General features: G+C 54.9%; 21 protein-coding genes and 1 pseudogene. 15 read left to right on the plus strand and 7 right to left on the minus strand.

Features of this window, described 5'->3' with window-relative positions:
• Nucleotides 1–38: 38 nt before the first annotated feature.
• Both AB7E14_RS05090 and msrA read right to left on the minus strand, forming a co-directional pair.
• Nucleotides 39–1,259: pseudogene (locus AB7E14_RS05090) on the minus strand (hemolysin family protein); the annotation flags it as partial.
• Between the two features lie 168 nt (nucleotides 1,260–1,427).
• A complete protein-coding gene (msrA, locus tag AB7E14_RS05095; RefSeq protein ID WP_316962112.1) occupies nucleotides 1,428–2,069 on the minus strand; it encodes a peptide-methionine (S)-S-oxide reductase MsrA in 642 nt (213 codons plus the stop codon).
• A 214-nt stretch (nucleotides 2,070–2,283) separates the two neighbouring features.
• Between msrA and tamA the strand changes: the two genes are divergently transcribed.
• Genes tamA through AB7E14_RS05110 form a run of 3 tightly spaced genes read left to right on the plus strand, consistent with a single transcriptional unit; the run spans nucleotide 2,284 to nucleotide 8,140 of the window.
• The gene (gene tamA, locus AB7E14_RS05100; protein ID WP_042999207.1) at nucleotides 2,284–4,017 is read left to right on the plus strand and encodes an autotransporter assembly complex protein TamA; all 1,734 of its coding nucleotides are present in this window, start codon (nucleotides 2,284–2,286) and stop codon (nucleotides 4,015–4,017) included.
• Nucleotides 4,014–7,793: an autotransporter assembly complex protein TamB gene (tamB, locus tag AB7E14_RS05105; RefSeq protein ID WP_316962111.1), complete on the plus strand. Its 3,780-nt coding sequence runs from the start codon at nucleotides 4,014–4,016 to the stop codon at nucleotides 7,791–7,793. The genes tamA and tamB overlap by 4 nt, the downstream gene beginning before the upstream one ends.
• Nucleotides 7,794–7,795: 2 nt before the next feature.
• Nucleotides 7,796–8,140 (plus strand): gamma-glutamylcyclotransferase family protein, encoded by a 345-nt coding sequence (locus tag AB7E14_RS05110; RefSeq protein WP_042999209.1) that lies wholly within the window; start codon nucleotides 7,796–7,798, stop codon nucleotides 8,138–8,140.
• A 165-nt stretch (nucleotides 8,141–8,305) separates the two neighbouring features.
• Here the strand turns inward: AB7E14_RS05110 and ppa are convergent, their stop codons facing one another.
• Complete coding sequence (gene ppa / locus AB7E14_RS05115) at nucleotides 8,306–8,836, minus strand: inorganic diphosphatase (RefSeq protein ID WP_042999210.1); 531 nt, start codon at nucleotides 8,834–8,836, stop codon at nucleotides 8,306–8,308.
• A gap of 307 nt (nucleotides 8,837–9,143) precedes the next feature.
• On the opposite strand from ppa, the gene ytfQ reads away from it, so the two are divergent.
• The 5 genes from ytfQ to AB7E14_RS05140 all read left to right on the plus strand — a co-directional run bounded on the left by ytfQ (nucleotide 9,144) and on the right by AB7E14_RS05140 (nucleotide 14,966).
• A complete protein-coding gene (gene ytfQ / locus AB7E14_RS05120) occupies nucleotides 9,144–10,100 on the plus strand; it encodes a galactofuranose ABC transporter substrate-binding protein YtfQ (protein ID WP_044327512.1) in 957 nt (318 codons plus the stop codon).
• A gap of 145 nt (nucleotides 10,101–10,245) precedes the next feature.
• The gene (gene ytfR, locus AB7E14_RS05125) at nucleotides 10,246–11,748 is read left to right on the plus strand and encodes a galactofuranose ABC transporter, ATP-binding protein YtfR (protein WP_058587199.1); all 1,503 of its coding nucleotides are present in this window, start codon (nucleotides 10,246–10,248) and stop codon (nucleotides 11,746–11,748) included.
• Nucleotides 11,749–11,761: 13 nt separating this feature from the next.
• Nucleotides 11,762–12,784 (plus strand): galactofuranose ABC transporter, ATP-binding protein YtfT, encoded by a 1,023-nt coding sequence (gene ytfT, locus AB7E14_RS05130; RefSeq protein WP_428169380.1) that lies wholly within the window; start codon nucleotides 11,762–11,764, stop codon nucleotides 12,782–12,784.
• On the plus strand, nucleotides 12,771–13,772 hold the full coding sequence (gene yjfF, locus AB7E14_RS05135) for a galactofuranose ABC transporter, permease protein YjfF (protein WP_042999214.1): 1,002 nt from the start codon (nucleotides 12,771–12,773) through the stop codon (nucleotides 13,770–13,772). Before ytfT ends, yjfF begins: the two co-directional genes overlap by 14 nt.
• An 81-nt stretch (nucleotides 13,773–13,853) precedes the next feature.
• Nucleotides 13,854–14,966 (plus strand): methyl-accepting chemotaxis protein, encoded by a 1,113-nt coding sequence (locus tag AB7E14_RS05140; RefSeq protein ID WP_072200586.1) that lies wholly within the window; start codon nucleotides 13,854–13,856, stop codon nucleotides 14,964–14,966.
• Between the two features lie 89 nt (nucleotides 14,967–15,055).
• On the opposite strand, the gene fbp is transcribed toward AB7E14_RS05140, so the two are convergent.
• Nucleotides 15,056–16,039: a class 1 fructose-bisphosphatase gene (gene fbp / locus AB7E14_RS05145; protein WP_428169381.1), complete on the minus strand. Its 984-nt coding sequence runs from the start codon at nucleotides 16,037–16,039 to the stop codon at nucleotides 15,056–15,058.
• Nucleotides 16,040–16,214: 175 nt separating this feature from the next.
• Here fbp and mpl point away from each other — a divergent pair, with 175 nt between their 5' ends.
• Nucleotides 16,215–17,594, plus strand: a complete 1,380-nt coding sequence (gene mpl, locus AB7E14_RS05150; protein ID WP_428169382.1) for a UDP-N-acetylmuramate:L-alanyl-gamma-D-glutamyl-meso-diaminopimelate ligase — start codon at nucleotides 16,215–16,217, stop codon at nucleotides 17,592–17,594.
• A 51-nt stretch (nucleotides 17,595–17,645) separates the two neighbouring features.
• Here mpl and yjgA read toward each other — a convergent pair whose 3' ends face one another.
• Nucleotides 17,646–18,197 (minus strand): ribosome biogenesis factor YjgA, encoded by a 552-nt coding sequence (yjgA, locus tag AB7E14_RS05155; protein WP_044264681.1) that lies wholly within the window; start codon nucleotides 18,195–18,197, stop codon nucleotides 17,646–17,648.
• A 95-nt stretch (nucleotides 18,198–18,292) separates the two neighbouring features.
• Here yjgA and pmbA point away from each other — a divergent pair, with 95 nt between their 5' ends.
• Together pmbA and cybC are read left to right on the plus strand one after the other, a co-directional pair.
• Nucleotides 18,293–19,645 (plus strand): metalloprotease PmbA, encoded by a 1,353-nt coding sequence (gene pmbA, locus AB7E14_RS05160; RefSeq protein ID WP_044327509.1) that lies wholly within the window; start codon nucleotides 18,293–18,295, stop codon nucleotides 19,643–19,645.
• 53 nt (nucleotides 19,646–19,698) lie between these two features.
• Nucleotides 19,699–20,085 carry a cytochrome b562 gene (cybC, locus tag AB7E14_RS05165; RefSeq protein WP_044327508.1) on the plus strand — a complete coding sequence of 129 codons (387 nt, stop codon included), beginning with the start codon at nucleotides 19,699–19,701 and terminating at the stop codon, nucleotides 20,083–20,085.
• A 44-nt stretch (nucleotides 20,086–20,129) separates the two neighbouring features.
• Here cybC and AB7E14_RS05170 read toward each other — a convergent pair whose 3' ends face one another.
• Nucleotides 20,130–20,420: a helix-turn-helix domain-containing protein gene (locus AB7E14_RS05170; protein ID WP_172961308.1), complete on the minus strand. Its 291-nt coding sequence runs from the start codon at nucleotides 20,418–20,420 to the stop codon at nucleotides 20,130–20,132.
• Nucleotides 20,404–20,730 (minus strand): type II toxin-antitoxin system RelE/ParE family toxin, encoded by a 327-nt coding sequence (locus AB7E14_RS05175; RefSeq protein ID WP_044327507.1) that lies wholly within the window; start codon nucleotides 20,728–20,730, stop codon nucleotides 20,404–20,406. The genes AB7E14_RS05170 and AB7E14_RS05175 overlap by 17 nt, the downstream gene beginning before the upstream one ends.
• A gap of 418 nt (nucleotides 20,731–21,148) precedes the next feature.
• On the opposite strand from AB7E14_RS05175, the gene AB7E14_RS05180 reads away from it, so the two are divergent.
• The 4 genes from AB7E14_RS05180 to AB7E14_RS05195 all read left to right on the plus strand — a co-directional run.
• Nucleotides 21,149–21,487, plus strand: a complete 339-nt coding sequence (locus AB7E14_RS05180; RefSeq protein WP_061075410.1) for a glycine dehydrogenase — start codon at nucleotides 21,149–21,151, stop codon at nucleotides 21,485–21,487.
• A gap of 11 nt (nucleotides 21,488–21,498) precedes the next feature.
• A complete protein-coding gene (locus AB7E14_RS05185; RefSeq protein ID WP_012134368.1) occupies nucleotides 21,499–21,861 on the plus strand; it encodes an SFCGS family glycine-rich protein in 363 nt (120 codons plus the stop codon).
• 2 nt (nucleotides 21,862–21,863) lie between these two features.
• Nucleotides 21,864–22,163, plus strand: a complete 300-nt coding sequence (locus AB7E14_RS05190) for a DUF4312 family protein (protein ID WP_042321633.1) — start codon at nucleotides 21,864–21,866, stop codon at nucleotides 22,161–22,163.
• Between the two features lie 22 nt (nucleotides 22,164–22,185).
• A partial coding sequence (locus AB7E14_RS05195; RefSeq protein WP_428169383.1) for a DUF4311 domain-containing protein occupies nucleotides 22,186–22,658 on the plus strand: 473 nt, incomplete at its 3' end.

Consider the following 22,658-nt stretch of genomic DNA (forward strand, 5'->3'; position numbering starts at 1 on the left):
AACTGATCGATACGGTAGTTATCGATATCCACCACTTAGAATTTGTAGCCCGAGAACTTCACGGAATCGGTCCGTTTCGGGATTTTACGCAGCATGAACATCATAAAGCCGCCAATCGTTTCGTAGTTACCTGATTGCGGGATCTCGTCGATATCCAGCACGCGCATCACGTCATCGATCGGCGTGCCGCCGTCAATCAGCCAGGAGTTCTCGTCGCGCGCCACAATCTGCTCTTCCAGACCCTGGCCGACCAGATCGCCCATTAGCGTGGTCATCACATCATTCAACGTGATGATCCCCACGACCAGCGCGTATTCGTTCATGATCACCGCAAAGTCTTCACCGGCGGTTTTGAAGCTTTCCAGCGCTTCAGAAAGAGTCAGCGTATCCGGAACAATCAGGGTGTTGCGGATCTGCACGCCGCTGTTCAGCGCCATGCTCTGATTCGCCAGAACACGATTCAGTAAATCTTTCGAGTCAACGTAACCAATGATGTGGTCAATATCTTCGTTACAGACAAGGAACTTGGAGTGCGGATGTTCCGCCACTTTGTTTTTCAGGCTCTGCTCGTCTTCATGCAGATCGAACCAGATCACGTTTTCACGCGACGTCATCGATGACGGCACGGTGCGCGATTCCAGCTCGAACACGTTCTCAATCAGCTCATGTTCCTGTTTACGCAATACGCCTGCGAGCGCCCCAGCTTCCACCACCGCATAAATATCATCAGACGTGATGTCATCCTTGCGCACCATCGGCAATTTGAAGATGCGAAAGATCACGTTCGCCAACCCGTTGAAGAACCACACCAGCGGCGTGAAAACAAACAGACAGAAGCGCATCGGGTTGATGATACGCAAAGCCACAGCTTCTGGCGCAATCATACCGATGCGTTTCGGGGTTAAGTCCGCGAAGAGGATAAACATACCGGTGACCAGAGAGAAGGAGAGAATAAAGCTCAACTGTTCAGAGAGTTCCGGCGACATATAGCGAGAAAATAACGAGTTAAAAGCGGGGGAAAATGCGGCGTCACCGACGATACCGCCAAGAATGGCGACCGCGTTCAGACCGATTTGCACCACCGTGAAGAACATCCCCGGGTTTTCCTGCATTTTCAACACGCGTTGCGCATTGAGATTGCCTTCATCGGCCAGCAGTTTGAGCTTAATTTTACGTGAGGCGGCAAGTGAGATCTCGGATATCGAGAAGAACGCACTCACAGCGATCAGGCAAAGAATAATGAAAATACTGTTTAACATATCTTATCCGGCGTCACGCCAGATCCTCGGAAGGGAAGTTGATAAATCCATGTGGTAAAACTTAATGAAAACCGGCCCGTGGAGGTGAGCCGGTAAGTTCAGGGGCTAGTATAGCGTAAGGGACTGTAAAGCCGCCAGAGGCTTAATTTTCAATAGTGATGGTCAGAATTATGACGCATCAGGGGGTAAACAGACGCCAATCCCGCCGATACCGCAGTAGCCGTACGGGTTTTTGTGCAGATACTGCTGATGGTCTTCCTCAGCGTAATAGAACGGCGTCGCGTTGCTGATTTCGGTGGTGATAGGGCGGTCGTCGCCCGCAGCGCGCATGGCGGTCTGGAAACGCTCCAGACTGGCGCGAGCGGCGCTGTCCTGTTCCGGCGTCAGCGGATAGATAGCCGAACGATACTGAGTGCCGTGGTCGTTGCCCTGTTGCATGCCCTGAGCCGGATCGTGGTTTTCCCAGAACACCTGCAGCAATTGCTCATAACTGATGACCGCCGGGTCGTACACCACGCGTACCGCTTCGGCGTGGCCCGTTTCACCGGAGCAGACTTCCCGGTAGGTGGGGTTGGGCGTATAGCCACCGGTGTATCCTGCCGCGGTGCTGTAAACGCCAGGCAGTTGCCAGAACAACCGCTCCACGCCCCAGAAACAACCCATGGCGAAAATGGCGATTTCCATCCCTTCGGGGACATTTGTCATGGAGTGTTCGTTGACGGCATGCAGCGTCGCCACGGGCATCGGGGTATTGCGCCCAGGGAGGGCATCTGACGGTGAAATCAGATGCTTTTTATCAAATAAACTCATGGTGCCGTTCTCCCGAAAATCAGTAATTGGGGTTAAGGTTGTAACAAGACGCGTATTTGCACACAATATCCGTTACGAATACGTCTACAGTAAACATAAGAAATATTTGGGGTGTCGTCTGTTTTTCAACCCCAATTGTTGGGTTTTTGTTAAGCCGTGGATCGGCGTTATGATTTTTTTCCAGGGGTGGAAATAAGGGATTTCAGGAGAAAAAGTGCCACATATCCGTCAGTTATGTTGGGTGAGCCTGCTGTGTTTGAGTAGTTCTGCTTTTGCCGCGAACGTCCGTCTACAGGTCGAAGGGCTATCAGGAGAACTGGAGAAAAACGTCCGGGCACAACTCTCAACAATCCAGAGTGATGAAGTCACGCCGGATCGGCGTTTTCGCGCGCGCGTGGATGACGCTATCCGCGAAGGGCTGAAGGCGCTCGGTTATTATGAACCGACCATCGATTTCGATCTGCGTCCGCCTCCGGCGAAAGGGCGTCAGGTGCTGGTGGCCAAAGTGACACCCGGTGAACCGGTGCGCATTGGTGGAACAGAAGTCATTTTACGCGGCGGCGCGCGTACCGACAGAGATTACCTGGATCTGCTGAAAACGCGTCCGGCAATCGGTACGGTGCTCGATCATGGGGATTATGACAGCTTTAAAAAATCCCTCACCAGCGTGGCGCTACGTAAAGGGTATTTCGACAGCGAATTTAATAAGAGCCAGTTGGGTATTGCGCTTGATCGTCATCAGGCGTTCTGGGATATCGATTACGACAGTGGTGAACGTTATCGCTTTGGTCACGTCTCCTTTGAAGGTTCACAGATCCGCGAGGAGTATCTGCAAAATCTGGTGCCCTTTAAAGAAGGGGATGCATACGAGTCAAAAGATCTCGGCGAGCTGAACCGTCGACTGTCGGCGACTGGCTGGTTTAATTCCGTGGTTGTGGCGCCCGAATTCGACAAAGCGCGAAAAACCAAAGTACTGCCGCTGAAGGGGGTGGTTTCACCGCGAACGGAAAACACCATTGAGACCGGGGTGGGGTATTCCACCGACGTGGGGCCGCGCGTGAAGACCACGTGGAAAAAACCGTGGATGAACTCCTACGGTCACAGCCTGACGACCAGCGCCAGTATCTCATCGCCTGAACAGCAACTGGATTTCAGCTACAAAATGCCGCTGCTGAAGAACCCGCTGGAGCAGTACTATCTGGTACAGGGCGGCTTTAAGCGTACCGATCTTAACGATACCGAACAGGACTCCACCACGCTTGCGGTTTCCCGCTACTGGGACCTGTCCAGCGGCTGGCAGCGCGCCATTAACCTGCGCTGGAGCCTTGACCACTTTACGCAGGGTGAAGTCACTGACACCACCATGCTGCTCTATCCCGGCGTGATGATCAGCCGAACCCGTTCGCGCGGCGGACTGATGCCCACCTGGGGCGATTCCCAGCGTTACTCTATTGATTATTCCAACACCGCCTGGGGCTCTGATGTCGACTTCTCGGTCTTTCAGGCGCAAAACGTCTGGATCCGTACCCTGTACGATCGTCATCGTTTCGTCACGCGTGGCAACCTGGGTTGGATCGAAACCGGTGATTTCGACAAGGTGCCACCGGACCTGCGTTTCTTCGCCGGGGGGGACCGCAGTATTCGCGGCTATAAATACAAATCCATTTCTCCGAAGTACAGCAACGGCGATCTGAAAGGGGCCTCGAAGCTGGTGACCGGATCGCTGGAATACCAGTACAACGTGACCGGTAAATGGTGGGGGGCGATGTTTGTCGATAGCGGTGAAGCGGTCAGTGATATCCGCAAAAGCGATTTCAAAACCGGCGCCGGGGTGGGGGTACGCTGGCAGTCTCCGGTTGGGCCAATTAAGCTCGATTTTGCCGTGCCGGTCGGCGACAAAGAGGAGCACGGTTTACAGTTTTACATCGGTCTGGGGCCTGAATTATGAGTTTATGGAAGAAGATAAGCCTCGGCATCCTGATTTTTATCCTGCTGTTGCTGGGAACGGTGGCGTTTCTGGTTGGAACAACAACCGGCCTGCATCTGATCTTCAATGCGGCAAATCGCTGGGTACCGGGGCTGGAAATTGGTCAGGTCACCGGCGGCTGGCGTGATTTGTCGCTGAAAAATATCCGCTTTGACCAGCCTGGTGTGGCGGTTAACGCCGGGGAAGTGCATCTGGCGGTCGGGTTGAATTGCCTGTGGAACAGCAGCCTGTGCGTGAACGATCTGTCGCTCAAAGACATTAATGTGGCGATCGACAGTAAAAAAATGCCGCCTTCTGAGCAGGTAGAGGAAGAAGAGGACAGCGGGCCGCTGAATCTCTCCACGCCGTATCCGATCACGCTTTCTCGCGTGGCGCTCAATAACGTCAATATTAAAATCGATGACACCATCGTGTCGGTGATGGATTTTACCTCCGGCTTGCACTGGCAAGAGAAGGATCTGACCCTGAAACCCACGTCGTTACAGGGATTGCTGATCGCGCTGCCGAAAGTGGCGGAGGTGGCTCAGGAAGAGGTGGTCGAGCCGAAGATCCAGAACCCGCAGCCGGATGAAAAACCGCTTGGTGAAACGCTGAAAGATCTGTTTTCGCAGCCGGTTCTGCCGGAGATGACGGACGTGCATCTGCCGCTCAATCTCAATATTGAAGCGTTTAAAGGCGAACAACTGCGTATCACCGGCGATACTGACCTGACGGTGTATAACCTGCTGCTGAAAGTAAGCAGCATCGACGGCAACATGAAGCTCGATGCGCTCGATATCGACTCCAGTCAGGGTACGGTGAATGCCAGCGGTACGGCCCAGTTGACCAATAACTGGCCGGTAGACATCACCCTGAACAGCACGCTGAACGTCGATCCGCTGAAGGGCGAGAAGATCAAACTGAAGGTGGGCGGCGCGCTGCGCGAACAACTGGAAGTGGGTGTTAACCTTTCCGGGCCGGTGGACATGGGTCTGCGTGCCCAGACGCGTCTGGCGGAAGCCGGCCTGCCGCTGAATCTGGAGGTGGTCAGTAAGCAGATTTACTGGCCCTTTACCGGCGACAAACAGTTCCAGGCCGACGATATCAAGCTCAAGCTCACCGGCAAGATGACGGACTACACGCTGTCGATGCGTACGGCGGTGAAAGGGCAGGATATTCCTCCAGCGACCATTACCCTTGATGCGAAAGGCAACGAACAGCAAATTAATCTCGATAAACTCAGCGTGGCGGCGCTGGAAGGGAAAACCGAGCTGAAAGCGCTGGTGGACTGGCAACAGGCGATCAGCTGGCGAGGAGAGTTGACGCTGGACGGCATCAACACCGCGAAAGAGATCCCCGACTGGCCGTCGAAGCTCAATGGCCTGATCAAAACCCGGGGCAGCCTGTATGGCGGCACCTGGCAGATGGACGTGCCGGAGCTGAAACTGACCGGGAACGTTAAGCAGAACAAGGTTAACGTTAACGGATCGCTGAAAGGCAACAGCTATTTGCAGTGGACCATTCCGGGCCTGCATCTGGAACTGGGACCAAACAGCGCCGACGTGAAAGGCGAGCTGGGCGTGAAAGATCTCAATCTGGATGCGACTATCGACGCGCCGGGACTGGACAACGCGCTGCCGGGACTCGGTGGTACGGCAAAAGGGGTGGTCAAGGTGCGCGGTACCGTCGACGCTCCGCAACTGCTGGCGGATATCATCGCCCGCGGGCTGCGCTGGCAGGAACTGTCCGTGGCGCAGGTGCGCGTGGAAGGCGATATCAAATCGACGGATCAGATTGCCGGTAACCTCAGTGTACGGGTTGAACGTATTTCGCAGCCCGACGTGAACATCAACCTTGTGACCCTGAACGCCAAAGGCAGCGAGAAGCAGCACGAGTTGCAATTACGTGTTCAGGGCGAGCCGGTCTCCGGCCAGCTCGATCTGGCGGGGAGTTTTGATCGTAAAGAAGAGCGCTGGAAAGGATCGCTGAGCAATACCCGTTTCCAGACGCCGGTTGGGCCGCTGACCCTGACGCGCCCCATCGCGCTGGACTATCGTAACAAAGAGCAGAAAATCAGTATCGGGCCGCACTGCTGGGCAAATCCGAATGCTGAACTGTGCGTGCCGCAAACCATCGATGCGGGTGCCGAAGGGCGGGCGGTAGTGAATCTTAACCGCTTTGATCTGGCGATGCTGAAACCGTTTATGCCGGAGGCGACGCAGGCCAGTGGCGTATTTACTGGCAAAGCGGACGTTTCGTGGGACACCACCAAAGAAGGGCTGCCTCAGGGTAATGTTACGCTCTCCGGGCGTAACGTGAAGGTGACGCAGACGGTGAACGATGCGCCGCTGCCGCTGGCGTTCGATACCCTGAACGTGACGGCCGATCTGCGCAACAATCGTGCAGAACTGGGCTGGTTGATCCGCCTGACCAATAATGGTCAGCTTGACGGACAGGTACAGGTGACCGATCCGCAAGGGCGTCGTAACCTGGGCGGCAACGTCAACATTCGCAACGTGAATCTGGCGATGGTCAACCCGATCTTCGCGCGCGGCGAAAAGGCGGCGGGGATGCTGAGCGCCAATCTGCGTCTGGGCGGCGATGTACAGAGCCCGCAAATGTTTGGGCAACTGCAACTAAGCGGGCTGGATATCGACGGCAACTTTATGCCGTTTGATATGCAGCCGAGCCAACTGGCGATGAATTTCAACGGTACCCGCTCGACGCTTGCCGGGGTGATACGAACCCAGCAGGGGCAGATCAACTTAAGCGGCGACGCGGACTGGAGTCAGATCGACAACTGGCGTGCGCGTGTGGCGGCGAAAGGCAGCAGGGTACGTATCACCGTACCGCCGATGGTGCGACTGGATGTTTCTCCGGATGTCGTGTTTGAAGCGACGCCGAGTCTGTTCACTCTCGATGGCAGGGTGGACGTGCCGTGGGCGCGTATTGTGGTTCATGACTTGCCAGAGAGCGCGGTGGGCGTCTCCAGCGATGAAGTGATGCTCAATAACGACCTGCAACCTGAGAAGCCGCAGAGCGCCGGGATCCCGATCAACAGCAATCTGATTGTGCATGTGGGTAACAACGTGCGGATGAATGCGTTTGGTCTGAAAGCCCGTCTGACAGGCGATCTGAACGTGGTGCAGGATAAGCAAGGGCTGGGGCTGAACGGGCAGATCAACATTCCGGAAGGCCGTTTCCACGCCTACGGTCAGGATCTGATTGTGCGGAAAGGCGAACTGTTGTTCTCTGGACCGCCGGACCAACCGTTGCTGAATATCGAAGCTATTCGTAACCCGGAAGCCACCGAAGATGACGTGATCGCGGGTGTTCGCGTCACCGGAACGGCAGATGAACCGAAGGCTGAGATCTTCTCTGATCCGGCAATGTCGCAGCAGGAAGCGCTCTCTTATCTGTTGCGCGGCCAGGGTCTGAGCAGCGATCAGAGCGACAGTGCGGCGATGACCTCCATGCTTATTGGCCTGGGGGTTGCACAAAGTGGTCAGGTTGTGGGTAAAATCGGGGAGACATTTGGCGTAAGCAATCTGGCACTGGATACTCAGGGGGTGGGCGACTCCTCCCAGGTGGTCGTCAGCGGATACGTACTGCCAGGTCTGCAAGTGAAATATGGTGTGGGTATATTTGACTCACTGGCGACACTCACGTTACGTTATCGCCTGATGCCTAAGCTATATCTGGAAGCCGTGTCTGGCGTAGATCAGGCACTGGATTTGCTCTATCAGTTTGAGTTTTAGCAATGCGAATATTTGTCTACGGCAGTTTACGAACCAAACAAGGCAACAGCCACTGGATGACCAACGCCCAGTTGCTGGGCGATTACAGTATCGATAACTACCAGTTGTATAGCCTGGGCCACTATCCAGGCGCAGTTCCGGGGAACGGAACGGTACACGGTGAGGTTTATCGTATTGATAACGCCACTCTGGCCGAACTGGATGCGCTGCGCACCCGCGGCGGTGAATACGCACGCCAGTTGATCCAGACGCCGTACGGCAGTGCATGGATGTACGTGTACCAGCGCCCGGTGGAGGGATTAACACTGATCGAAAGCGGTAACTGGTTAGACCGAGACCAGTACTGAGTAGCGCGCAGGGTAGGCCTGATAAGCGTAGCGTCATCAGGCATTTCCTTGTTTGCCAGCACTTTTACCACGCCACCTTCGGGTGGCGTGGTTTTTTGTGTCGGTGACTCGCGTTTACGGACACAAAAAAGCCCCGACATGCGGGGCTTCGCTCGACAGGACGAATTACTTCTTCGCCGCACGCTCGAAGGAGGCAACGATTTCAGCTTTCGCCGCTTCAGCGTTGTCCCAACCGTCGACTTTCACCCATTTGCCTTTTTCGAGATCTTTATAGTGCTCGAAGAAGTGCGTGATCTGCGCTTTCAGCAGTTCCGGCAGGTCGTTCACATCGTTGATGTGATCGTACTCTTTGCTCAGCTTGGTGTGCGGTACAGCAACCAGTTTCGCATCTTCACCGGATTCGTCGGTCATTTTCAGTACGCCAACCGGACGGCAACGTATAACGGAGCCTGGCTGCAGCGGATACGGGGTCGGGACCAGTACGTCAACCGGGTCACCGTCCAGGGACAGGGTGTGGTTGATGTAACCGTAGTTGCACGGATAGAACATCGCAGTGGACATGAAGCGGTCAACGAACAGTGCGCCGCTCTCTTTGTCGACTTCGTATTTGATCGGATCGGCGTTAGCCGGGATCTCGATAACAACGTAGATATCTTCCGGCAGGTCTTTACCCGCAGGGACGTTGAGTAAGCTCATGTCTGTTTCCTTTAACTGTGTCGTAAACAAGTGGCGAGTATTATAGCTATCTCGCGCCGAATGTCTCCGCCTGATTTCGTTTTCACTCGTCTCCCGCTGGTCTTTTCAGACCACTCGCATGACAGAAAAATCCATATCTTCAGCCGCTTTTTTCATAGGTAAATGAAAGCGATTACAAACTTGTGATTAACGTTCTATTTACTTTTTTGAAGTGTGATGTAACGCAATCCGTTACATGTTCGATTGTCTATAGTTTTTTCGCGACTGTTTCTTAACCAACAATAACCTACCCTACGAGGACACAGTTATGTGGAAGCGCTTACTTATCGTCACAGCAGTTTCGGCAGTCATGTCGTCTATGGCCATGGCCGCCCCATTAACCGTAGGATTTTCGCAGGTCGGCTCTGAGTCCGGCTGGCGCGCCGCAGAGACCAACGTGGCGAAAAGCGAGGCCGAGAAGCGCGGCATCACGCTGAAAATCGCTGACGGTCAGCAAAAGCAGGAAAACCAGATTAAAGCCGTGCGTTCCTTTGTCGCTCAGGGCGTCGATGCCATCTTTATTGCGCCGGTAGTGGCAACAGGGTGGGAGCCGGTGTTGAAGGAAGCGAAAGATGCTGAGATCCCGGTCTTCTTGCTCGATCGTTCCATCGATGTCAAAGACAAATCTCTCTATATGACCACCGTCACCGCTAACAACGTGCTGGAAGGTCAACTGATCGGCGACTGGCTAATCAAAGAGGTGAACGGCAAGCCGTGTAATGTGGTTGAGCTGCAGGGTACCGTCGGGGCCAGCGTGGCGATTGACCGTAAGAAAGGGTTTGCTGAAGCCATCGCCAAAGCACCAAACATCAAAATTATCCGCTCTCAGTCCGGCGACTTTACCCGTAGTAAAGGTAAAGAGGTGATGGAGAGCTTTATCAAAGCCGAGAACAACGGCAAGAACATCTGCATGGTTTATGCCCATAACGATGACATGGTGATCGGGGCTATCCAGGCGATCAAAGAAGCGGGGTTGAAACCGGGCAAAGATATTCTGACCGGCTCTATTGACGGCGTACCGGACATCTACAAAGCGATGATCGACGGTGAAGCGAATGCCAGCGTTGAACTGACGCCGAACATGGCAGGCCCGGCCTTCGACGCGCTCGAGAAGTTCAAGAAAGATGGCACGATGCCTGAGAAGGTCACGATCACCAAGTCGACGCTGTATCTGCCGGATACCGCGAAAGAAGAGTTAGAGAAGAAGAAAAACATGGGCTACTAAGTTCAGACCCTTTCTGGGGGCATACCTAACACCGTAGGCCTGATAAGCGAAGCGCCATCATGCAAAGGTTCTGCCGGATGGCAACGTAACCGCCTTATCCGGCCTACGGGCCTCCAGAGCCACACTCTTGTCGCGGAGGGCTATTATGATCGCGGAACAACACCAGGAGATCCTCCGTACAGAGGGATTAAGTAAATTCTTTCCTGGCGTCAAAGCGCTGGATAACGTCGATTTCAGTCTGCGTCGCGGCGAAATTATGGCGCTGCTCGGCGAGAACGGGGCCGGAAAATCCACGCTCATCAAAGCGCTGACCGGCGTCTATCATGCCGATCGCGGTACTATCTGGCTGGAAGGCAGTGCCATCTCCCCCAGAAATACCGCACATGCCCAACAGCTGGGCATTGGCACGGTGTATCAGGAAGTGAACCTGCTGCCGAATATGTCGGTGGCGGATAACCTGTTTATTGGTCGTGAACCGCGTCGATTTGGCCTGCTACGGCGTAAAGAGATGGAAAAGCGTGCTACGGCGCTAATGGCGTCTTACGGTTTTTCCCTCGACGTGCGCGAACCGCTGAACCGCTATTCGGTGGCGATGCAACAGATCGTCGCGATCTGCCGGGCGATCGATCTCTCGGCGAAGGTTTTGATCCTCGATGAACCTACCGCCAGCCTCGATACGCAAGAAGTTGAGATGCTGTTCGGCTTAATGCGGCATCTGCGCGATCGCGGCGTGAGTCTGATCTTCGTCACCCATTTTCTTGATCAGGTCTATCAGGTCAGCGATCGGATCACCGTCCTGCGTAACGGCAGTTTTGTCGGCTGCCGGGAAACCCGCGAGCTGCCGCAGATTGAACTGGTCAAAATGATGCTGGGACGCGAGCTGGACACTCATGCGCTACAGCGTGCGGGGCGTACCTTGTTGAGTGATAAACCGGTGGCCGCGTTCAAAGGTTTCGGTAAGAAAGGGACGATCTCCCCGTTCGATCTCGAGGTACGACCTGGTGAGATCGTCGGTCTGGCGGGACTGCTTGGATCCGGACGCACCGAAACGGCCGAGGTGATTTTCGGTATCAAACCAGCGGACAGCGGCAGTGCGCTGATCAGAGGAAAACCGCAGACGCTGCGATCTCCTCATCAGGCGTCATGCCTGGGGATCGGTTTTTGTCCGGAGGATCGCAAAACGGACGGTATTATTGCCGCCGCCTCGGTGCGCGAAAACATTATCCTGGCATTGCAGGCCCAGCGCGGCTGGCTGCGGCCGATTGCGCGCAAAGAACAAAACGACATTGCCGAGCGGTTTATCCGTCAGCTTGGCATTCGCACCCCCAGTGCAGAACAACCGATCGAGTTTCTTTCCGGCGGCAACCAGCAAAAAGTGCTGCTATCGCGCTGGCTGCTGACTAAGCCACAGTTTCTGATCCTCGATGAACCGACGCGAGGGATCGACGTAGGCGCGCATGCCGAGATCATCCGCCTGATCGAAACGCTGTGTGCCGATGGTCTGGCGCTGCTGGTGATCTCTTCGGAGCTGGAGGAACTGGTAGGCTATGCGGATCGGGTGATCATCATGCGTGACCGCAAACAGGTGGCGGAGATCCCGCTGGCTGAACTGTCCGTTCCGGCGATCATGAACGCCATCGCGGCGTAAGGAGACTCTTGTGATGCCCCAATCTCTCCCGCAAACCACGCCGCCAAAGCGACGCTTTCGCTGGCCGACCGGTATGCCGCAGCTGATTGCGCTGCTGCTGGTGCTGTTGGTGGACAGCCTCGTCGCCCCCCACTTTTACCAGATTATCTTGCAGGACGGTCGTCTGTTCGGCAGCCCGATCGATATCCTGAATCGCGCCGCTCCCGTCGCGCTGTTGGCGATAGGGATGACGCTGGTTATTGCCACCGGGGGCATTGACCTTTCCGTTGGCGCGGTGATGGCGATTGCCGGCGCCACGACCGCGGCGATGACCGTCGCCGGTCACAGCCTGCCAGTGGTCCTGCTTGCCGCATTGGGGACCGGCGTGCTGGCTGGCCTGTGGAACGGCGTCCTGGTGGCGATCCTCAAAATTCAGCCGTTTGTCGCCACGCTAATCCTGATGGTGGCGGGTCGCGGCGTGGCGCAACTGATCACCTCTGGACAGATTGTCACCTTCAACTCGCCCACGCTCTCCTGGTTCGGCAGCGGCTCGCTGTTGTTGTTTCCCACGCCGGTGATTATCGCGCTGATCACGCTGCTGCTGTTCTGGCTGTTGACCTGGCGAACGGCGCTCGGGATGTTTATTGAAGCGGTGGGGATTAACATCCGGGCAGCGAAAAATGCCGGCGTCAACACACGAGTCATCGTTATGCTCACCTATGTGTTGAGTGGGCTGTGCGCGGCAATCGCCGGGATTATCGTCACGGCGGATATTCGCGGTGCGGATGCCAACAACGCCGGATTGTGGCTGGAGCTGGACGCCATTCTGGCGGTGGTGATCGGCGGCGGTTCCCTGATGGGCGGGCGCTTTAATCTGCTGTTATCGGTGGTGGGTGCGCTGATCATTCAGGGGATGAACACCGGGATCCTGCTGTCCGGGTTTCCGCCGGAGATGAACCAGGTGGTCAAAGCTATTGTGGTGCTGTGCGTACTGATTGTGCAGTCACAGCGCTTTATCAGTTTGCTAAAAGGAGTGCGTGGTCGTGATAAAACGTAATTTACCGTTAATGATCACCCTCGGGGTTTTCGTGCTGGGCTATCTCTATTGTCTGACGCAGTTTCCAGGCTTTGCCTCCACGCGCGTGATCTGCAACATTCTGACCGATAATGCCTTCCTCGGGATCATCGCCGTGGGGATGACCTTTGTGATCCTCTCCGGTGGGATCGATCTCTCCGTGGGATCGGTGATCGCCTTCACCGGCGTATTCCTGGCGAAGGCCATCGGCTACTGGGGGATCTCGCCGTTACTGGCGTTTCCGCTGGTGTTGGCGATGGGCTGCGCGTTTGGCGCGTTCATGGGGTTGCTGATTGATGCGCTGAAGATCCCGGCGTTTATCATCACGCTTGCCGGTATGTTTTTCCTGCGCGGGGTCAGTTACCTGGTATCGGAAGAGTCGATCCCGATTAACCATCCCATCTATGACACGCTTTCCAGCCTGGCGTGGAAAATCCCCGGCGGTGGGCGTCTGAGCGCGATGGGCCTGCTGATGCTGGCGGTGGTGGTCATTGGGATTTTCCTCGCGCATCGCACCCGGTTTGGCAATCAGGTGTATGCCATTGGCGGGAATGCGACATCGGCGAACCTGATGGGGATTTCCACCCGTAGCACCACGATCCGCATTTATATGCTGTCAACCGGGCTGGCGACGCTGGCCGGGATTGTCTTTTCTGTTTACACCCAGGCTGGCTACGCGCTGGCGGGAGTGGGCGTAGAGCTGGATGCGATCGCTTCGGTGGTGATCGGTGGTACGTTGCTGAGCGGTGGGGTCGGTACGGTTCTTGGAACGCTGTTTGGCGTGGCGATTCAGGGGCTGATCCAGACCTACATTAACTTCGACGGCACGCTCAGTTCATGGTGGACGAAAATTGCCATTGGCGTTTTGTTATTTATTTTCATTGCGTTGCAGCGCGGTCTGACGGTGCTTTGGGAAAATCGACAGAGCTCGCCGGTAACACGAGTCGGCCCGGCCGCGACGCCGAAGTGAGACACAGATTTTACTTAAACACCTAAACTTTTTCCGGTTGTTGTCGATAGTTTCTGTATATCTTACAACCGGAAAATAACGATGCCAAAATCCCTCTCCCTACGAAATACCCTGTTGGTTTTATTGTCGCTTATTACCCTGTTATTGCTGCTAACAGGCAGCATGGGGATTTACGCCTCCACGCGAATCATTACCTCATGGATTTATTACGGAGTGATGACCGCGACGACGCTGACGGCCATCGCCCTGTTGGCGGTGGTCTGGCTGTTATTGCGTAATAAACTGCTGAAACCGCTCGATAATGTGGTTGAACAACTGGAACGCCTGGCGACGGGAGATTTGTCGGCGGCAGAAAGCCGTTATGCCAGCGCCGAGTTTAATCGCCTGCAGGCCGCGCTTGAAGGGATGCGCATGGCGCTGAGTGAATCTGTCAGACGCGTTCGCGATGCCAGTTCGCAGATAGACACCGGCAGTCGTGAACTGACGGCGGGCAATATTCATCTGGCGACACGCACCGAATCGACGGCGACCTCGCTGGAACAAACTGCCGCCAGCATGGAGGAGCTTACCGCAACGGTGAAACAGAATGCGGAAAACGCCGATCAGGCGCATCAACTGGCGAAATCGGTTTCTGATACCGCCGATCGCGGCAGTGAAATGGTCTGTTATGTCATTGAAAAAATGCGCGACATTTCCGGGAGTGCTAATCGTATCGCCGATATTCTTGGCGTGATCGACGGGATTGCATTCCAGACCAATATTCTGGCGCTGAACGCCTCGGTTGAAGCGGCGCGCGCGGGAGAGCAGGGACGCGGTTTTGCCGTGGTGGCGGGCGAAGTGCGTAATCTGGCTAGCCGCAGCGCGGAGGCCGCAAAAGAGATCCGTACGCTGATTGGCGACTCGCAGTCACAAGTGGGAGAGGGCAGCGATCTGGCGATGCAGGCGGGCGAAACGATGGATGAGATTGCCAGCGAGGTCATGCGGATGACCAAACTGATGCGGGAAATCGCCAGTGCGTCGCAGGAGCAGAGTCGCGGTATCGAACAGGTGAATATTGCGGTGAGTCAGATGGATGAAACGGCGCAGCAGAATGCGGCGCTGGTACAACAGTCTTCTGCGGCAACCCGATCGCTGGAAGAGCAGTCGCACGCGCTGATTGAAGCGATGGCGTCGTTTAAATTGCAGACCGCCTGACAGAAAAACGCCTCTCCGGGGAGAGGCGTTTAGCGTGTTGGCTGGATAATCGTCAGCTCCATCCGGCAAGGGGTTTAGGCGTCCGGGAATTACCGGATAATTCGTTCTAAATCTTCAACCATATGGTTGTTGCCGACGAAGAACGAACGACGCTGGTGCAGGCTTTCCGGCGTGATATCCAGAATACGCTCTTTCCCGTCGCTCGCCTTGCCGCCCGCTTGCTCCGCAAGGAACGCCATTGGGTTGCACTCGTACAGCAGACGCAGTTTACCGTCCGGGTGGCTGGCGGTGCTTGGGTAAAGGTAGATCCCGCCTTTCAGCAGGTTACGATGGAAGTCAGCAACCAGTGAGCCGATGTAGCGCGAGGTATACGGGCGCTGCGTGGATTTATCCTCTTCCTGGCAGAACTTGATGTATTTCTTCACGCCATTCGGGAATTTGATGTAGTTGCCTTCGTTAATGGAGTAGGTATTGCCTTTCTCCGGGAAGCGCATCCGCTCCTGACACAGGCAGAACACGCCCAGTGACGGATCGTAGGTAAAGGCGTGGACGCCGCAGCCGGTGGTGTAAACCAGCATGGTGGAAGAGCCGTAAACCACGTAACCCGCAGCAACCTGCTTGTTGCCTGGTTGCAGGAAATCTTCTTCCGTGACCGGCGTGCCGACAGGCGTCACGCGGCGGTAGATAGAGAAAATGGTCCCGACAGAGACGTTAACATCGATGTTGGACGATCCATCCAGCGGGTCCATCAGCACCACGTATTTCGCGTGTTCACAGCCTTCGAAAACGACGATTTCATCTTCTTCTTCAGAGGCAATACCCGCGACAATATCACGCGCCTTGAGTGCAGCTTTCAGTTTTTCGTTCGCGAACAGGTCGAGTTTCTGCTGAACCTCACCCTGAACGTTCTCAGCACCGCTGGCACCCAGGATATCGACCAGACCGGCCTTGTTGATATCGCGGTGGATGATCTTGGCGCCCAGCTTTATTGCCGACAACAACGCAGTGAGCTCACCTGTAGCATGAGAGAACTCGTGCTGCTTCTCGACAATAAATTCACCTAACGTTTTCATAACACTTTCCCTGCAATTAATATGGAGTAAAGCGACCGTAACAATCTTAACAAATATTTCAGTGGCTGCGCTCAGGTGAATCGCGCCAGCAAACTACGGATTATCCTGAAATGCGTTTCTCACTTGGCTGACATATGCGTAAAATGCCCCCTGGGTTAAATTAGGATAGTGACGTATGCGCATTCATATTTTGGGAATTTGTGGCACGTTCATGGGCGGTCTGGCGATGCTGGCGCGCTCGCTCGGTCATGAAGTAACGGGTTCGGACGCCAATGTGTATCCGCCGATGAGTACCTTGCTTGAGAATCAGGGCATTGATTTGATTCAGGGTTATGACCCCAGTCAACTCGACCCGCAGCCGGATTTGGTGATCATCGGCAATGCCATGACCCGTGGGAATCCGTGCGTTGAGGCGGTGCTGGAGAAAATCATTCCGTTCATGTCTGGCCCGCAGTGGCTACATGAATTTGTGTTGCGCGATCGTTGGGTGCTGGCCGTTGCGGGAACGCACGGTAAAACCACGACCGCCGGCATGGCGACCTGGATTCTGGACGCTTGCGGTTACAAACCCGGTTTTGTGATTGGCGGCGTGCCGGGGAACTTTGACGTTTCTGCGCGTCTGGGCGAAAGCGACTTCTTCGTGATTGAAGCGGATGAGTACGACTGCGCCTTCTTCGATAAACGCTCTAAATTCGTACATTACTGCCCGCGTACGTTGATCCTCAATAACCTTGAGTTTGATCATGCGGATATCTTTGACGATCTGAAAGCGATCCAGAAGCAGTTTCACCATCTGGTCCGCATTGTGCCGGGGCAGGGGCGGATCATCTATCCTGAACACGACATTAACCTGAAGCAGACGATGGCGATGGGCTGCTGGAGCGAACAGGAACTGGTGGGCGAGCAGGGCCACTGGCAGGCGAAAAAGCTGAACGTCGATGCTTCTGAATGGGAAGTGTGGCTGGACGGTGAGAAGGTCGGCGACGTGAAGTGGTCGCTGGTCGGTGAGCACAACATGCACAACGGTCTGATGGCAATCGCCGCAGCCCGTCATGTTGGCGTCCAACCGGCGGATGCGGCTCAGGCGCTGGGATCTTTTATTAATGCCCGTCGCCGCCTGGAACTGCGCGGTGAAGCAAACGGCGTCACGGTGTACGACGATTTTGCCCATCACCCAACGGCGATTCTGGCAACGCTTGCGGCGCTGCGCGGAAAAGTAGGCGGCACGGCGCGCATCATCGCCGTGCTGGAACCGCGTTCCAACACCATGAAGATGGGGCTGTGCAAAGACGACCTGGCGCCGTCATTGGGCCGCGCAGATGAAGTGTATCTGCTGCAACCACCGCATATTCCGTGGCAAGTCGCGGAAGTGGCGGACGCCTGCATTCAGCCTGCTCACTGGAGCGGGGATGTGGATACGCTGGCAGAGATGATCGTGAAAACGGCGCAGCCGGGCGATCACATTCTGGTGATGAGTAACGGCGGATTTGGTGGAATTCACCAGAAACTGCTGGATGGTCTGGCGAAGAAAGCCGAAGCGGAAGCTGAAGAGTAAGAAAAATGCCCGGTGGCGCTGACGCTTACCGGGCCTATTTAGCGTACGGGATTACTCTTCGTTTTCCGCCAGTTCGCGCAGATACTGGAAGATCTGACGTGCGGACTTCGGCGGCTTATTCCCTTCTTTCTCTTTCTTCGCATTGCGGATCAGCGAGCGTAACTGCTGACGATCGGCGTGCGGCCACAGATTCAGCACCTCTTCTACCGCGTCATCGCCTTCATCGATCAGACGATCGCGCAGATGCTCAAGCTTGTGAAACAACACCACCTGCTGGTTGTGGCGGTTTTTCAACTTATCCAGCGCCTGACGGATAGGATCCACCTCGCGTTGGCGCAGCATTTTACCAATCAACTGCAACTGGCGGCGGCGACCTTCCATCTTGATACGCTGGGCCAGCTCAATGGCGGCACGCAGGTCCGCATCAAGCGGGATTTTGTCCAGCGCGTTTTTCCCCAGATCCACCAGTTCCGCGCCCAGGCGTTTTAGCTCCTCGGCGTCGCGTTTAATTTCACTTTTGCTGACCCAGATAATTTCATCGTCTTCGTCTTCGATGTCATCACCGGGAACGTCGTCGAGCCAGTCTTCGGGCTGCTTTGTCATGTCAGGCTCCTTAAAAAAAGAGGCTAATGTTACCAGTTAAGATGCGCACTGAAAAACGGTTCTCTGTTAGACTTCAAAGAAACTCTCTCTACATTATGGCATTTGCGATGAAAGTAATCTCACAAGTTGAAGCGCAGCGTAAGATTCTGGAAGAAGCAGTTTCGACAGCGCTGGAGTTAGCCTCAGGCAAATCGGACGGGGCGGAAGTCGCCGTAAGCAAAACGACCGGCATCAGTGTCAGCACCCGTTATGGTGAAGTGGAGAATGTCGAATTCAATAGCGATGGTGCGCTGGGGATTACCGTCTACCATCAGAACCGTAAAGGCAGCGCCTCATCGACCGATTTAAGCCCACAGGCGATTGCCCGTACCGTCCAGGCGGCGCTGGATATCGCGCGCTACACCTCACCGGATCCGTGCGCCGGTGTAGCCGACAAAGAACTGCTGGCTTTTGACGCGCCGGATCTGGACTTGTTCCACCCGGCTGACATTTCTCCGGACGAAGCCATCGAACTGGCAGCGCGTGCCGAACAGGCCTCTTTGCAGGCCGACAAACGCATCACCAATACGGAAGGCGGCAGCTTTAACAGCCACTATGGCATTAAAGTGTTCGGCAACAGCCACGGTATGTTGCAGGGCTATTGCTCCACCCGCCATTCGCTGTCCAGTTGCGTAATTGCCGAAGAAAACGGCGATATGGAGCGCGATTACGCCTACACCATTGGTCGCGCGATGGGCGATCTGCAAACGCCGGAATGGGTAGGCGCAGACTGTGCTCGCCGCACGTTATCCCGCCTGTCTCCGCGCAAACTCTCGACCATGAAAGCGCCGGTGATTTTTGCTAACGAAGTGGCGACCGGGTTGATTGGACATCTGGTTGGCGCAATTGCGGGCGGTTCGGTGTACCGCAAATCCACGTTCCTGCTGGATTCGCTGGGCAAACAAATTCTGCCTGAATGGCTGACCATTGAGGAGCATCCGCACCTGCTGAAAGGACTGGCCTCCTCACCGTTTGACAGCGAAGGCGTGCGCACGGAACGTCGTGACATTGTGAAAGACGGCGTTCTGACCCAATGGCTGCTGACCAACTATTCCGCACGTAAGCTGGGGCTGAAAAGCACCGGTCATGCGGGCGGCATTCATAACTGGCGTATTGCCGGACAAGGGCTGAACTTTGAGCAGATGCTTAAAGAGATGGGCACCGGTCTGGTGGTCACTGAACTGATGGGCCAGGGTGTGAGCGGCATTACCGGGGATTACTCCCGCGGCGCAGCCGGTTTCTGGGTTGAAAACGGGGTAATTCAATACCCTGTGAGCGAAATTACCATCGCCGGAAATTTAAAAGAGATGTGGCGCAATATTGTGACGATTGGTAACGATATTGAAACACGTAGCAATATACAGTGTGGTTCAGTACTGTTGCCGGAGATGAAAATCGCCGGGCAGTAAACATCCATGGCGCGACCTGCCGCGCCATAACAATAAAAAAAAGGAAGTGAGCAATGCGTAAACATCTGTTAGCAATCATCGCAGCTTCAACGTTAGTTTTGGGCTCTTCCGTGTTCGCCGCTGATCTGGAAGATAATATGGAAACGCTTAACGATAACCTGAAGGTAATCGAAAAAGCGGATAACGCGACGCAAGTGACCGATGCGTTAACCAAAATGCGCGCCGCTGCGCTGGACGCGCAAAAAGCGACGCCGCCAAAACTGGAAAGCAAGGCCTCAGATAGCCCGGAAATGAAAGATTTCCGTCATGGTTTCGACGTTCTGGTCGGCCAGATCGACGGTGCGCTGAAGCTGGCAAACGAAGGGAAGGTCAAAGAAGCGCAGGCCGCGGCGGAAGAATTCAAAACCACCCGCAACGCGTATCACAAGAAGTATCGTTAATTGTCTTGCTCACCTGATGTCTCCAGAGGGACATCAGGTGACCGTCACAGGATGATTTGCGGATGTTTAATTCCGCAGGCTCTGGCGTAACGGACAATCGTTTCCAGACTGGCCTTGATAATATTCGCTTCCATCCTGGAGACTGTCGGCGGCGTAACCCCCATTCTTTCAGCAACTTGCGCGCGAGTTAATCCCGCGTGTTTACGCCATTGTGCGAGCATAGCTTGTAGACGTGCCTTCCGCTCTTCCACTTCCATTGCGGCTTGTACATCAGGATCGGACATCAGGTCTGCTCTGACGTCGTCCCAGGCGACGCTTTTAGTTTTTTTGCTCATTGAGCATCTCCTCCAGCCTTTCGAAGGCTAGCATCATTTCTTGTTTGGGCGTTTTCTGCGTTTTCTTAATGAACACGCGTAACAGATAGATGGTTTTGCCTTTCTGATAGACATACAGACCACGGCCTGGCTCGGTTCCCATTGTGCGAATCTCAAACAGACCAGCACCGAGAGGTTTGCTGTCGGGTTCCCGTAATGCAGTCGCATTAATTTTTAACTTATCAATCAAGCGAATCATTTTTGCCCTGACGGTGGGCGGTAAACTTGCCAGCTCGCTGGCAACATCGACATGCAGCATGACGGTAAACACGGCATCTCTCCCTGATAAAATATTAGCATAAAAGCTAATTTAGGTGTTTCCTCTTTATGATGGGGACGCATAGCCATCACCGTATTTTCTTGTAATCACAAATTCCGCGCCAGCGTGGGGTTTAGCCTATGCGTAGCGCCTCGCAGAGATTCGTCATAAGTCTTTTGGATACTATGGTTGAAAATCGCTCTTTGCTCACAGTTTCAGACTTTCTTCTCTGCTGGCGTCGCAACGAAACGCCGTTGATATCTGTGAATAAAGTCACACTTTTCCAGCGATAAATCATCAAAACCCCCTTTTCTGTGGAACAGATCACTATTGCCACTCGCCTTTCCACTTCGAAGTGGAAAACAACTCGCTACAAACTTTTTACCCCCACCGCTAGTTTTAACTCAGAGCCATTAACGGGGTAAGACGAGTGAATAACGGAGCAGTAATGAACGACATGGGGGAACAGGTGGCGCAGATTGGTGAACTGGCCGATCGCATGCTGGCGCAAGTGTATGCCTTGCTGCGTGAACATCACATCATTCCCAACGCCGTACAGGAACAAATGCTGACGTCTCACGTTCGCGCCATGGCGCACCGGTCGGTGACCGGCGAGCCTTTGCCGGAAGTGGAAGCCAGTTTGTTTGATGAAATTTCAGCCGACTCAATGGCGCTTGCCCGTGACGTGGTCGCAGCGTTTGGCAACCTTCCCGAGGAAGAAGCCTGGCTGCTGTCCGTCCACTTTGAAGTCGCGAAAGACAACCTTTAAGGAGCAACAACATGGAACAGATTACAGTCGTGATTGGCGATCGTCTGGGTAAAGGCCAGAAAGTGGCGGCAGGCGTCGAGAAAGCCGGTGGTCGTGCGGTGGTAGTACCGGGCGTTGCCGCAGATATGAAACTGGGGGACGTGATGAAAGCGGAAAACGCCACGTTCGGCATCTCTTTTTGCGGCAGCGGCGGCGCGGGCGCCATCACTGCACAGAACAAATACGGTTACAAAGCCAAATACGGGATGCGCTCTGTGGATGAAGGCGTAACGGCGATTAACGAAGGCTGCAACGTGCTGGGGTTCGGCTTTATGGATAAAGAAGAGCTTGGCGAGCGCCTGGTCCAGGCGTGGCAGAAAAAATACGGCGCGTAAGTATGAAAGAACAATTCACCACAACGGTGAGAGTCACCGGTAAAGGCGAAGCCAAAGCGCGCGCCTTTGCCGATGCCCTGAACCACGTTCAGGCCGCGGTCATGAAGGCATCGCCGCACATTTTACTGCGTATTGAGCCACAGGATGTGCAGGTTGTTCAAGCGCGTGAAGCGGTGCGCAAAGAAGCGTTTTTGTTCTTCTTTCTGCGCCGGGAACGACGCACTTACAGCGTGGAGCTGGATGTGACCGTCAACGTGACAGCCATCAATCTGGACAAGGTGGATTTTGTCTCGCAACGCTGATTCTTGTTAAGAAGGCATAATTATGTTCCTGATAATTTTAATAAAATCGCTCATCATCGGTGCCCTCGTCGGCGTGGGTGTGGGGGCCGGGGCTGCACGCATGTTTCATGCGCCTACCACACAGGGGATGGGTGCGTTTCGAACTCTGGGGGAACTGAATTCCTGCGAAGGGGATCCGGCTTCTCACTTCTCGTTTGGTCTGGGCTTTTTCTTCAACACCTGGGCCTCATCCGTTGCGGCGGGCTCGTTCACACAGGACGTGGATCACCGCATCATTCCTAACTGGGGCGCGGCAGCGCTGATGATCAAAAACCGTAACGTCGGTGAAACGCTGCATGACCCGAAAAAAATGGCGATTGCCTGCGGCGTCATCGGCATGATCGTCGTGACCTTCCTGAACCTCACGGCTTCTTCCGTACCGGAAGCGTTGCAGGTGACCGCCGTTAAGGTGCTGGTCCCTGCGGCAAACCTGCTGGTCAACACCGTGATGCCGGT

This window comes from Citrobacter sp. (genome assembly GCF_050252275.1).
Classification (GTDB): domain Bacteria; phylum Pseudomonadota; class Gammaproteobacteria; order Enterobacterales; family Enterobacteriaceae; genus Citrobacter_A; species Citrobacter_A amalonaticus.

Bases quoted from the DNA above. Each gene is read 5' to 3' on its own strand.
- AB7E14_RS05185 (WP_012134368.1), top strand. From the start codon at position 21,499: ATGGAACAGATTACAGTCGTGATTGGCGATCGTCTGGGTAAAGGCCAG.
- yjgA (WP_044264681.1), bottom strand. From the start codon at position 18,197: ATGACAAAGCAGCCCGAAGACTGGCTCGACGACGTTCCCGGTGATGAC.
- fbp (WP_428169381.1), bottom strand. From the start codon at position 16,039: ATGAAAACGTTAGGTGAATTTATTGTCGAGAAGCAGCACGAGTTCTCT.
- mpl (WP_428169382.1), top strand. From the start codon at position 16,215: ATGCGCATTCATATTTTGGGAATTTGTGGCACGTTCATGGGCGGTCTG.
- AB7E14_RS05110 (WP_042999209.1), top strand. From the start codon at position 7,796: ATGCGAATATTTGTCTACGGCAGTTTACGAACCAAACAAGGCAACAGC.
- ytfR (WP_058587199.1), top strand. From the start codon at position 10,246: ATGATCGCGGAACAACACCAGGAGATCCTCCGTACAGAGGGATTAAGT.
- ppa (WP_042999210.1), bottom strand. From the start codon at position 8,836: ATGAGCTTACTCAACGTCCCTGCGGGTAAAGACCTGCCGGAAGATATC.
- ytfT (WP_428169380.1), top strand. From the start codon at position 11,762: ATGCCCCAATCTCTCCCGCAAACCACGCCGCCAAAGCGACGCTTTCGC.
- AB7E14_RS05190 (WP_042321633.1), top strand. From the start codon at position 21,864: ATGAAAGAACAATTCACCACAACGGTGAGAGTCACCGGTAAAGGCGAA.
- cybC (WP_044327508.1), top strand. From the start codon at position 19,699: ATGCGTAAACATCTGTTAGCAATCATCGCAGCTTCAACGTTAGTTTTG.
- ytfQ (WP_044327512.1), top strand. From the start codon at position 9,144: ATGTGGAAGCGCTTACTTATCGTCACAGCAGTTTCGGCAGTCATGTCG.
- AB7E14_RS05170 (WP_172961308.1), bottom strand. From the start codon at position 20,420: ATGAGCAAAAAAACTAAAAGCGTCGCCTGGGACGACGTCAGAGCAGAC.
- pmbA (WP_044327509.1), top strand. From the start codon at position 18,293: ATGGCATTTGCGATGAAAGTAATCTCACAAGTTGAAGCGCAGCGTAAG.
- msrA (WP_316962112.1), bottom strand. From the start codon at position 2,069: ATGAGTTTATTTGATAAAAAGCATCTGATTTCACCGTCAGATGCCCTC.
- AB7E14_RS05140 (WP_072200586.1), top strand. From the start codon at position 13,854: ATGCCAAAATCCCTCTCCCTACGAAATACCCTGTTGGTTTTATTGTCG.
- tamB (WP_316962111.1), top strand. From the start codon at position 4,014: ATGAGTTTATGGAAGAAGATAAGCCTCGGCATCCTGATTTTTATCCTG.